9 protein-coding genes are annotated in these 12103 nt (G+C 41.5%); 1 reads left to right on the forward strand and 8 read right to left on the reverse strand.

All coding sequences use genetic code 11. The annotated features are described in order from the left end of the window. Nucleotides 1–119: 119 nt before the first annotated feature. The 4 genes from AC1DDK_RS03195 to AC1DDK_RS03210 all read right to left on the reverse strand — a co-directional run bounded on the left by AC1DDK_RS03195 (nucleotide 120) and on the right by AC1DDK_RS03210 (nucleotide 3280). Nucleotides 120–1313 (reverse strand): phosphoglycerate kinase, encoded by a 1194-nt coding sequence (locus AC1DDK_RS03195; protein ID WP_288879914.1) that lies wholly within the window; start codon nucleotides 1311–1313, stop codon nucleotides 120–122. A gap of 87 nt (nucleotides 1314–1400) precedes the next feature. After that, nucleotides 1401–2396 (reverse strand): type I glyceraldehyde-3-phosphate dehydrogenase, encoded by a 996-nt coding sequence (gene gap / locus AC1DDK_RS03200; protein ID WP_288879912.1) that lies wholly within the window; start codon nucleotides 2394–2396, stop codon nucleotides 1401–1403. Beyond that, nucleotides 2393–2554, reverse strand: coding sequence for a FecR domain-containing protein (locus tag AC1DDK_RS03205; RefSeq protein WP_288879910.1), 162 nt, complete (start codon nucleotides 2552–2554; stop codon nucleotides 2393–2395). Before AC1DDK_RS03205 ends, gap begins: the two co-directional genes overlap by 4 nt. A gap of 174 nt (nucleotides 2555–2728) precedes the next feature. Continuing rightward, the gene (locus AC1DDK_RS03210; RefSeq protein WP_172660807.1) at nucleotides 2729–3280 is read right to left on the reverse strand and encodes a dihydrofolate reductase family protein; all 552 of its coding nucleotides are present in this window, start codon (nucleotides 3278–3280) and stop codon (nucleotides 2729–2731) included. A 155-nt stretch (nucleotides 3281–3435) separates the two neighbouring features. On the opposite strand from AC1DDK_RS03210, the gene AC1DDK_RS03215 reads away from it, so the two are divergent. Next, nucleotides 3436–3804, forward strand: a complete 369-nt coding sequence (locus AC1DDK_RS03215; RefSeq protein ID WP_172660808.1) for a VOC family protein — start codon at nucleotides 3436–3438, stop codon at nucleotides 3802–3804. On the opposite strand, the gene AC1DDK_RS03220 is transcribed toward AC1DDK_RS03215, so the two are convergent. From AC1DDK_RS03220 to AC1DDK_RS03235, 4 genes are all read right to left on the reverse strand, one after another. Beyond that, the gene (locus AC1DDK_RS03220) at nucleotides 3801–5180 is read right to left on the reverse strand and encodes a trehalase family glycosidase (RefSeq protein ID WP_288879906.1); all 1380 of its coding nucleotides are present in this window, start codon (nucleotides 5178–5180) and stop codon (nucleotides 3801–3803) included. The genes AC1DDK_RS03215 and AC1DDK_RS03220 overlap by 4 nt on opposite strands. A 4-nt stretch (nucleotides 5181–5184) precedes the next feature. Further along, nucleotides 5185–7173 carry a glucosidase family protein gene (locus tag AC1DDK_RS03225; RefSeq protein WP_337715724.1) on the reverse strand — a complete coding sequence of 663 codons (1989 nt, stop codon included), beginning with the start codon at nucleotides 7171–7173 and terminating at the stop codon, nucleotides 5185–5187. A gap of 119 nt (nucleotides 7174–7292) precedes the next feature. After that, nucleotides 7293–8951, reverse strand: coding sequence for a RagB/SusD family nutrient uptake outer membrane protein (locus AC1DDK_RS03230; protein WP_288879903.1), 1659 nt, complete (start codon nucleotides 8949–8951; stop codon nucleotides 7293–7295). 18 nt (nucleotides 8952–8969) lie between these two features. Next, the gene (locus AC1DDK_RS03235) at nucleotides 8970–12053 is read right to left on the reverse strand and encodes a SusC/RagA family TonB-linked outer membrane protein (RefSeq protein ID WP_477633831.1); all 3084 of its coding nucleotides are present in this window, start codon (nucleotides 12051–12053) and stop codon (nucleotides 8970–8972) included. Nucleotides 12054–12103 lie beyond the last annotated feature (50 nt).

The raw sequence follows: 12103 nt of genomic DNA on the forward strand, positions 1-12103 counted from the left end.
TCTACCACTTTCCCCCATATTTAGCATAAAAAGGCCATAAATCATGGTGGGAGGAAGTGGTAAACAAAACAGGCGTTTCGCAAAAACGAAACGCCTGTCCTTAAAATTAGTCAGGTATACTAGTCATTTATAGCCTTAACACCTGGTAATTCTTTACCTTCCATATATTCAAGCAATGCTCCACCACCGGTCGATACATAACTTACTTCATCTTCTAAATTAAACTTCGCAATTGCAGCAGCCGAATCACCACCGCCAATTAAAGAGAAAGCGCCGTTTTCTTTGGTAGCTGCAACAACTGCATCAGCAATTGCGCGTGTACCTACCTCAAAATTAGCCATTTCAAAAACACCCATCGGGCCATTCCACAATAATGTTTTAGAGTCTTTAATGATGTTCGAGAACAATTCAGCCGTTTTCGGGCCAATATCTAATCCCATCCAGTCAGCAGGAATTTGTCCAGAATCAACTGTACCTTTTTCGGCATCATTGTCAAACTTATCAGCAATAACAGTATCTACAGGTAAAACAAGGTTTACACCTCTGGCCTTAGCTTTATCTAACAACTCAAGGCAAAGCGCCATTCTATCTGCTTCCAACAATGAGGTACCAATTTCACCACCTTGTGCTTTAGCAAAAGTATAAGCCATACCACCACCTATAATCAGGTTGTCTACTTTTTCAAGCAAACTTTCAATTAATAAGATCTTGTCTGAAACCTTAGCACCACCCATAATAGCGGTAAAAGGTCTAACAGCACCATGATTTACTTTTTCAGCATTTTTCAATTCTTCAGCCATTAAATAACCGAAATATTTTGCGTTAGGAAAAAACTCAGCAACAATAGCAGTTGATGCATGTGCACGGTGCGCAGTACCAAAAGCGTCGTTTACATATACATTTCCAAGTTTCGATAACTTTTCAGCAAAGGCTTTATCACCTTTTTCTTCTTCTTTATAAAAACGCAGGTTCTCTAATAAAAGAACTTGTCCCGGAACTAGGTTTTTAGCCTTTTCTACGGCTTCAGCACCAATACAATCATTAGCAAACTTCACCTCAAGATCCAGCATTCTCGAAAGGTCACCTAAAATGTGTTTCAAAGAATTTTTATCATCCGGACCATCTTTTGGTCTGCCAAGGTGAGACATTAGAATAACACTACCGCCATCATTTAAAATTTTATTGATTGTAGGTAGCGCTGCACGCATTCTTTTATCATCAGTAATATTAAAATCTTTATCCAAAGGGACGTTAAAGTCAACTCTGACTAAAGCTTTCTTATCTGCAAAGTTGCATTGATCTATTGTTCTCATTTTTTAAAATTATTGTTTTGTAATGGTTGGTTCTAAATTTAAGCTGTCAAATATGCCGAACTGGCGACGCGCCAAATATAAGAAGCATTACCCATTATTCTTTATAATTTTTTGCACCACATCTACCAAACGCGCAGAGTAGCCTGATTCATTATCATACCAGCCCACCACCTTTACCAGGTCGCCCACTATAGAAGTAAGCTGACTATCAAAGATGCATGAATGCGGATTGTCTAAAATATCAACGGAAACAATCGGGTCTTCTGTATATTCCAGTATTTCGCTCATCTCATTTTCCGAAGCCTTTCTAAAAGCAGCATTAATCTCTTCTATGGTAGTTTCCTTTTTAAGGATACAGGTAAAATCGGTTAAAGAACCATTTAATACCGGTACCCTGATGCCGGCACCACCCAGCTTACCATCCAGATGGGGAAATATATGAGTAATCGCTTTTGCTGCCCCTGTACTGGTAGGTATTATAGATGCCGATGCAGCTCTTGCCCTGCGTAAATCTTTATGTGGTGCATCGTGCAAGTTCTGGTCGCCTGTCATAGAATGAACAGTGGTGATGTAACCATCCAGAATACCCCAGTTGTCGTCCAGTATCTTAACCATTGGCGCCACGTTGTTTGTGGTACACGAAGCGTTCGAAAGCACTTCCGATTTCAAGTCTACCTCCGCATCATTTACACCAAGCACTACCATTTGCACACCCTTGTCACCACATGGAGCCGATATCAGTACCTGTTTAGCTCCTGCTTTCAAATGAAGATCAGCACCTGCCTTGCTGGCAAACTTTCCTGTCGACTCCAATACAAGGTCAATACCCAGATCAACCCATGGCAGTTTTTCAGGATTAGGCTCAGCATAAACAAGAATCTTCTTTCCATTAATGATCAAGCTGTCATTTTCAAATTTTACAGTACCCTTAAAACCTCTGTGTACGGTATCATATTTAAAAAGGTGGGCTAAAGTAGCCGGATCTCCCAGATCATTGATGGCAACAACGTTGATGTTTTTTTCGATAGCAGTACGCAGAAAGATGCGTCCGATCCTACCAAAACCATTAATTGCGATATTCATTTTACTCGTTTTGTTCTGGGGGCAAAAGTACCTATATTCTTATTAGCAGTGGTATAATTTCCGAAGGGATTATTAAAAATTACTTCTACGTTGTACCAGCACGCTACTTTACGCATTATTGCTCCCATTTCTTCGGTATTAAAAACTGAACTCGCCATTTTTCCAGAGTATAGTACTATGGGCGTCTACTTTTTTGACGTTAATGGCGTTACCAATTAGTGTCGCTTGGCTTCCAGGCTTGAGAATTACGTCCTCTCGAATTTTTCCGTCCTCTCGAACTGCAGGGAGAGAGGACAGGCTGCTTTAAAAATGTTTTTATTGCCTCTGTTACATTATCGTTTCAGATAATGAAGCGATACGCATCCCGAGTCAAGCACTCTCGAGTCCGCTAGTTTTAAACGCTGCTGCAGATCAAAACCGGTATCATCGAACAATCTCCTTCCTTCACCAACAATAGTAGGATGAACCAGGAAATAAAACTCATCAACCAAACCAAGTGCTATCAATTCCGAAGGCAAACTTACACCCCCAATTGAAATATTTTTGCCTGACTCCTGTTTCAGTTTTAGAACTTCGTCTCCCAGATTTGAACGAATAAGCTTCGTATTTCCTTCAACCTTATCTAATGTTCGGGAAAAAACAACCTTATCAATGGCATCAAATGTTTGTGCAAATTCATTCACTACTTTCGTTTCCGACTGTTTCTTTGCCACATCAGGCCAATAAGGAACCATCAGCTCATAGGTCTTGCGCCCATAAATAATGAGGTCAACGTCCCGCATGAGGTCCGTAAAATACTCATGGGTTTCTCCTCCGCCACCGAATTTGGTATGATCGCAACAACCATCCGCGCTCAGATTAATACCATAGATTACCTTTCTCATAAATTAAAGATAACAAGAATCCACCACTCTCTTCAAGGGCAAGCCGGACAAAATAAAGGGGCATTTACGCCAAAAGTACCACCCTTACCCTTTCTCACATTTCACGCATACTTTCAATATCTATTATTACATTTATATCTACTAACTTCAAAATTATGGCATCACGTATATCAGGCATTGGCGGTATTTTCTTCCGCTCTAAAAACCAGGAAGCACTTGCAGATTGGTATGAAAAACACTTTGGCATCAACTCCATGAAAACCGGGTACATCTGGGATCAGGAAGCAGGCCCTACCGTGTTTTCTCCTTTTGCCCAAAACACAGATTATTTCGGCAACGATCAGCAACAGTTCATGCTCAACTTCCGCGTAAACAATCTGGATGAGTTGCTTGCGTTACTTAGAGAAGAAGGTGTCAAAATCGATGAGAAAACCCAGAACGAAAGCTATGGCAAATTCGCCTGGGTTTATGATCCTGAAGGCAACAAAATCGAATTGTGGGAGCCATTAAATCCAGAAGACTAACTTCTGCTTACCGCTAAAGTCCCTCCTGCTTTTACCCAAACCGCTGCTTTAACAACTACCTCTCCTTTGTCGTTCAAAAACTTAGGCTGCCATAGTATTTTCTTTTTTCCAGCATTTGTCAACACAGATTTTTTATTCCCTTCATGCCTTACCGTGATCAGGGTTTTTAATACCGGAACATCCTTCAGTTCCGAAGTCACATCGCTTTTTCCGCGGTATAGCGTAGTTAATTGACTGGAACACGCATCAGCCTCTAACCCCATTAATCCTTCTACAAAACCTTTAATCACACCATAAGATACCTCTGGATACTCCCTTCTTTTCGTTTCAGGATTGGTCAAATGCAGCATGTAATTGTAAGCTTTATCCGCTTGCCCATTCTGATACATGATCAATGGAAAGTATGACAGGTTTTCTACATTCCAATCTCTCGACAATAAGTGCTGTATCGTCTTTTCTTTTCTGTCGCCTTCTTTCAATGCATCAAACCACAGCAAAAAGGTTGCTCCCTCTTCCATCCCAAACTTATGATCGGTCGAGTAATAAGTATTATAAAGTGAAGCAGATTCGTTCCACCACAGATCATCAATACTTTTCTGATAAGCTGCAGCTTTTTCCCTGTACAATTTGGCCTCCTCCCTTTTACCTTTCACATCAAGTATAGAAGCATAAGACATCAGTCCTCGGTATATCGCCCCTACCAGATCCACTCCCATTTTAATGTTAGGCACACCTTCAGAATAAGAAGGTAAACCACGACAACGATGAAAAGAATCTTCATTGTTAAAAGGTACCGGTGCATTTGGATGGGTCGGTCTGCTCAACAATGAATCAGCCTGCAACACCCACCTATCTATAAATGAGGTAACAGATTTTTTATGAAAATTTTCAAAAGCTGCTCCTTTAATGTATTCTTCATCACCCGTCCACAAATACAATTTCCAGTTGGTTGTCAATACATCAAAGTTGGCATTCAGGTTATACCAGAACTCTTTATCATTGCGGTAATCCTCTACTGCTGGTTTTCCCAAATGATTAATTTCCCAGTAAGAACACCAGTCTTTAGCATCAGATATATTGTTCACAAATAGCCTGAGCATATTTTTGTTCTCCTTATTTAACCCCAGAATCTCTCCGCCAATGCTCTGGTGGGATACATCACGCATGCAAAATGCTGCCCTGGGTGGCAATGCCGATTCGTACCATGGGCCAACCGGATCGCCCGGTTTTCCTTTGTAGCTTAAAGCCATTTCTTTAGCCCTGGCAAATGCAGTTTGCAAGGCAGCATCTGATGATTTAAAAGTTACTCCGCCATTCTGGGCATATGCACCGCAGCAAAGGCAAAGCAATAAGTATAGAAAAAGGTTTCTTTTCATGTGTTTAATATAAGTTTATTTCTACTGCCTTTCGTCCGTCCCAGTTAATTTCCTGGTTTTTACTACCGGCCTGTTCTATAATAATTTTTAGTTTCTGACCAGCTCTTACAACCGTAATATTAAAGTCTTTGTTAAAAGCCTTTATGTGATTTAGCGACATCTCTTTCCAACCTGTAGGAAGATAAGGCTGCAGCAAAAACGACCTAAAGCTTTTTGGCTGCATCCCAAACAACCCTTCTGTTATCGCCCTGCAATACAAACCACTCTCTGCTGCTAAATGGCGTTGGTCTCCCTCTGGCCAGGCCTCTACGGCATAAGGCACATGCTCACCAAGCAAACGCTCGGAGGTATAGTATTTCAGGTATTTAAGTGTAGTATCGGTAATACCTGCATTAAACAATCCGCGAACGGCATATAAAAGCGAGCGGTCCCAAAAAGTCTTCGATCCTGACTCAGTCAGCATCCCATCTTTTGTCCACAAATGGTTTGATAAAAGCGCCTTTGCAGTTTCGGCTTTCCTATCATATATCCCCATTACCAGTGGCATACCTATCCATGATCTTAACTTATCATTTCCATCGAAATAGCGATAGGTGTTATATCCCTGTACTTTTGCGCCAAAATACTTTTCAATTGCAGTTCTCAATTCTGCAGCTTCCTTAGCTAATTTTTCTGATACCGTTTTATCGCCCAACGTAGCGGCAAGATCCGAAGCGCTGGTCAACGCCCCGTAAGCAAGAGTATTGGTTGACAAGTTTATTTTTCCTGCCGGAAACCTGCCCTCCAACTCATCAGAGTCTGACGCAATTACCCCGTCAGCACTTTTCTTCCTTCTCGAAAATTCAAGGCACCATTCTATTAGCGGCCACAATTTCCGGGCTTCAGCAGTATCCGCATAAGCTAGCGCAAATCTTGATGCACCATAGGCAATCATAGCCATATCTCCGCGGTCGCCCGCCCCATTCCACATTCCTGCTCCCTCTGCTATAATGGAACTCGGAATTGGTTTGTATGCATCGTTCATGTATTTCGCAAACATCCGAAAGCTGTTCATACCACTTTCGTTTCCCGCAGCATTACCTAAAAAAGGAAAAAGCGGGTTCATGTATTCGGCCTGGTCATTTGCCCAGATTCCTGCGTAATAAGATCCTCCACCCGGACTGTGCATCAGCCCCCCCTTAGTATCAAAGATACTTTCCGAAGCCCTGATCTTTGCAAACGAGAACATCTGGTTCAGAGTATCATCAGGAGTTTTCAAAACCAGTTCCTTTGTTATCTCAGCTATGAAGTTTTTACGTTTTACCAATTCGTATTCAGAAGAGAATTCATAGGCCTGGTCGGTGGTTTTTCTGGCTGAATATACAATGGCGTACGCCTGCTCTTCGCCCGGGTTTAAGGTAAACTTACCTGATCCGTAGATTTTAGTATTTAACAGATAAGTTCCATAAACTCCTTCATTTTTCTTTGTACTATCTGTTCTATCTAATTCTGGAATCGTAATCTCAACAGGTTTTGTTCCCTTGTTCTTAAAGGTAAGTTGCTCAATAAATGCAGGCTTATCAACCGATGGGAAAAGTCCGTGCGATATATTTACCGTTCCAATTGCCGATTTGACTTTTATAGAGCCATTAAATGAAATGACATCAGGCTGTTCTTCTATGGCTTTCCCATTTATGGATGCTGGCGGTATAACCTGATCAAAATCCCTGATCAGGCTTCCTCGTGTATCATTAGGAATAATGCGGAGCATAGGAAACACCAATTTCCTTTTTAATATGAAATTACCTTTATCATTTACACCATAAGTAATTATTGCCGAGATCTGTTTCCCGCTCATTTCAATCTGATCGGTATGGGCAGCACCTTTTTTCACGGCCCATTCTATACCGCCGTTTTTCACCAAATGCCATCGGAGGTTCTGGCCGTTTACATCAGTAACGCTATACAGCAGAAACAGGAAAAATAATAAACTTTTTATAGGGAAATATTTCATATTAAAATTGGTTTTTTTGGCATTAAAAATGGTGTTTGCACATTCGTTTATGTTATCGTCATCCTGCTAACTCAATCATCATCCTGAATTTATTTCAGAATGATGAAGATGCATCAAATCTAATTGTAATTCGGGTTCTGCACTATTGCCGGATTTTTCTGTATCTCCGTTCTCGGTATCGGGTAATAGTAAAAACTCGGCACCCACGTACGTTCCTGAACCGTCATCACCTCATAGGTAAACGTACCGTTGCTCTGCTTTCTGATAATTACACCCTTCGCATCTTCCGAACCTATCTCTGCAATTCCCCACCTTCTAATGTCAAAATAACGATGTCCTTCAAAACACAATTCAATCCTGCGCTCATGTCTTATTTTCTCCATCAATGCTGTTCCTGCACCACTAACCACTGGCAAACCTGCCTTTTCTGTTCTTATTTTGTTCAGATAAGTCAGTGCCTCTCCATCCTCGCCCAACGCCGAGCAAGCCTCTGCATAGTTTAGGTAAATTTCCGACAATCTGAAAACTGCCCATTGTGTAGCATCATAATCCTGAACATTCCAATCATGGGTTTCGTCAACCATTTTCCTTACGCAATACCTTGTTTTAGAAGCATTCCATGGCGAATAAGGACTTTGCGGAGAATCATCACCTCCTTCAAAAAAACCTGTAAGCCTTCCTTTGAATTGCTGGTTATTGGCCAAAATAGTTGCATAAAACCGGGGCTCTCTGTTCAAATATGGATTTTTTGCCTGCTCCGGATTACTCCAGCTAAACTTTGTACCATCAGCCATCTCAAAATCATCCACCATTTGTTGCACCACATTATATGCGCTGTAACCATTATAACCATTCGGACTTAAATCTCTGCTTACGGTATTATATCTGTCCGCTTTTACCAAACCACTATATACCCTCCCAAAAATAATCTCCGGATTAAAGAAATCAAGAAAGGTTTTATTGTAGGTACCATTGGCCGCATTGCCATACAGAGCATATTTAACACCTGTATAATCAATCACTGCTTTTGCAGCCAGTTTAGCATCTTCCCACAGTTTCCTGTCATTGCTTTTATTAAAATACGGACTTGCAGCGTATAATAACAGTCTCGATTTTAAGGCCAGTGCCGCTCCTGCTGTTGCGCGCCCTTTATCAGGATCGTTAGGATAAACCGCCGGCAAGGTTTTTAAAGCTTCAGCAATATCTGCTAATATAAAATCTTTGGTCTCCAGCCAGGTGGCTCTTTTTTCATTAAAATTCCTATCGTTCACATCGTAAACCTTTACAATAAGTGGTACGCCTCCAAATCTTTTCAGCAGTTCAAAATAAGCCAGTGCCCTTAAAAAGTGTACCTCTCCCTTCATGGTATTTACCGCTTCATCTGCTCCCGTTACCTTTTCAATATTTGTGAAAAAGATATTGCTCGAACGGATAGAGGCATACATTTTATTCCAATGGTTCAGGGAACCAGAAGTCTGGTTATCAGGTGTGGCTTCTCCGCGTACATACAGGTTTTCATTTGTCCAATTAAAGTTCCCGTAAAGCTCATCGGTTTGTGCTGCCCAGCCAAAACCTCCGTCTTGGTAAGCAAGTACTGTTTCGCTGTAAATATTGTTCACAAAAACCTGGGTCAGTTTCGGATCCGACCATACATCCTTTTCAGAGTAAGAGTCAAGAGGTTGCAGGTCTAAAGCCTTTTTGCATCCTCCAAATATCAACGCAGTGCAAACAAGTAAAGCAGCGCTGTTGATTTTAAAATTATTTATATTCAGTTTCATGATATACTTTATAAGTTTTTAAAATGTGATGTTTGCGCCAATATTGATTAAACGCTGTTGTGGATAGTATTGCCCTGAATTGGTTGGCACTTCCGGATCAAATGACGGCCCGAACTTGTCAATAGAAAACAGGTTTGTTCCGCTGATATAAATCCTTGCGCTCTGCATTTTTAATCTTTCGGACACCGATTTTGGCAAAGTATATCCTACCTCTACATTTTTAAGCCTTACAAACGATGCATCTCTTAACCAAAAATCAGATTCAAATGTATTTACCCCAAAAGTTCTTCCGGTTGGGCCGCTAAAGTTTCTCGGATACTTGGTATCACCCGGTTTTTGCCATCTCTCATCAAAAAATTCGGTTACCATATTTAAGCCTGCAGGCGCCAGGTATGATTTAGCCCTGGCCTGCCCCTGGAAGAAAACGGAAGCATCTATGTTTTTCCATGATCCGCCTAAGGCCAAACCAAACATGATTTCCGGCGTGCGTACCAACGGCATTCTCACTTTATCAAGGTCGTTTATAGCACCATCGTTGTTTACATCCTTATACCTGATGTCGCCTATGCCTGTTCCTGCCGGATGTGGACTATTATCAATTTCCTGTTGATTCTGATAGATGCCATCTGATTGATACAGGAACCAGGAATCAATAGGGATACCGGTTTTACGCTGGTACTCGGGGATATTCRCCGCCTCGTCCATAAAGATCACCTTGTTCCTTGCAAATGTGATGTTACCCCTGATGTTATAGGCAAAGGAATTGCCGATAGTGTTATTGTGCGTAGCTTCAAGCTCAATACCACGGCTCAATACTTTTCCTAAGTTTTCATTTGGCAGGGTCAGCCCGGTATATCCCGGAACTGATTCACTTCTGGTGATCAGGATATTGGAACGCATAGACCTGAACACATCTACATTAACCCCCAGTTTACCATTAAAGAATTGTGATTCTAAACCGATATCGCTAGTGGTAGCAAGCTCCCAGGTGATGTTAGGATTGGGCGTTGGCCCAAGTACCAATGAAGAAACCTGTGAAGCTCCCGATCCTAGTGAGTAACCATAACCAGTACCCAGCAAATAGGTCTGCAGGTAATTGAAATCACTCACCCTATCATTACCGGTTCTACCCCAAGATGCTCTTAATTTTAACTCATTGATCACTTCCGATTTAAAGAAGTCTTCCTGCGAAATACGCCATCCTGCAGAAACTCCTGGAAAAAATCCATAGCGTTTTCCTTCAGGAAAGTTTTGTGAACCGTCGTAGCGCATAGTATAATCAATCAGGTATTTACTCTTATAATTGTAAGATAAACGACTGATGTAATTGATACGGGCAGCTTCTGCAGCATCAGAAAAGTTTTGCTKACCAATAAGGCTTCCTGCTGACAACTGATCCAGACTGTTACTCAAGAAATTTGACCTTGAAGCATTAATGATATCGGTATTMCCCTTAAAGCTCTCAAAGGCCACGAAGGCATCAAAGCTATGATCACTGATGGTTTTTGAATATCCCAGTTTTAAATTGAGCAACCTCTCGCCAATGTTGCCTCTTTGTTCAATAAGCGATGGTGCTATTGATGAGGTTACCTTTACATAGTCTTTTGTAGCGGGATCATACCTATATGCCGGTGGCGGCGTTTTGGTAAAGGATTTTGTTTTAGATAGGGTTTTGTCATAAGCGTAATAACCATCTACAAATAGTCCTTGTGTAATTTTGTCCAGTTTCCAGCTAAATGATGCTTTTGTTTGCAGATAATCGGTAGTAAACCGCTGGTATCCTGCTTCGCCAGAGGTAACATACATCATGCTGTTATCGGGGCCGCCACCAATACCTACACCAACAAGTCCGTTGCTATAAACAGGGGTTAAGTATGGATAGGCTAACCATAATTCTCTAAAAATACTTCCAGCATCATAACCATTTTTTGCAGCATTGCGAAATTCATTACGGTACGATACATCAACTCCGATTTTAAAGTTATCGGTCACATTCACATCCACGTTTGCCCTTGCCTGATCTTGCTTATAATAAGCTGCATCCTGCTTGTAAATTCCGTCTTGTTTCTGGTGCTGGCCCGAAAAAAAATAACTTACCTTATCTGTTCCTCCACTTAGTGACATGATGTGATTTTGTTGTAATGCACGTGTTTTCATCACTGCATCCCACCAATTGGTATTTGGAAAAGCTAAGGGATCTGACCCATTACGGAATTTTTCAATAGCTTCTGTTGTCCATGTAAGTTGTTGCCCCACTAAGGCATCGTATTCGTTTGTTGCCTGCGCATATTGATATGAGCTCAGCATCTGAGGAACGCGTGTTGGCTGGGTGCTGGCCCAGTTGGTTCCAAGTGTAAGTACAGGCTTGCCCGACTTGCCTCTTTTTGTTGTAATCAGAATAACACCATTAGCTGCTCTTGCACCATAAATAGCAGCACTTGCATCTTTTATTATACTAAATGATTCTATATCCGCCGGATTTAACCTGGCGAAACCGCCTGCCCTGTCCGGAATTCCATCAATAACTATCAAAGCACCTGAATTACCAAGCGTACCCTTTCCACGAACAAATATATCTGCATTGTCGTTACCCGGTTCGCCGCTTCGGGCATTTACAATTAGCCCGGGAACCTGACCTGCGATAGAGTTGGTTAAATTGCTTGATGGTGATTTGCCCAGTTCCGCACCACTAACTGTTGACACAGCTCCTGTCAGGTTTGCACGTTTTTTTGTACCATAACCTACAACAACGATCTCGTTCAGTCCGGAGCCTGCTGCTTCTGTTAGCTGCACTTCAATGTGCTTCCTGCCGTTCACAGCTATCTCCTGATCGGTAAAACCGATATAACTGAAAATCAACACCGCATTATCCGGGACACTCAGTTTAAATTTCCCTTCATCATCTGTTTTGGTGCCAAGCTGCGTGCCCTTTACACGTACCGTGGCATTGGGCAAGCCACTATTATTGTCTGTTACCCTTCCGGTGATCTGCTGCTGAGCAAATGCCTGGGCACAAAAAACAAAAAAGAGCAGTAATAGAATAAGCTTTTTCCAGAGAAAATCAGGATAGCCCAACTTTTCGATAGTAAGTTTCACGTTCATATTTGGTTATGTTTTGGTTAGGAATAGAACAGTTTTTCTTTCTAGTCTAG

It is taken from the genome of Pedobacter sp. 05T44, assembly GCF_056395985.1.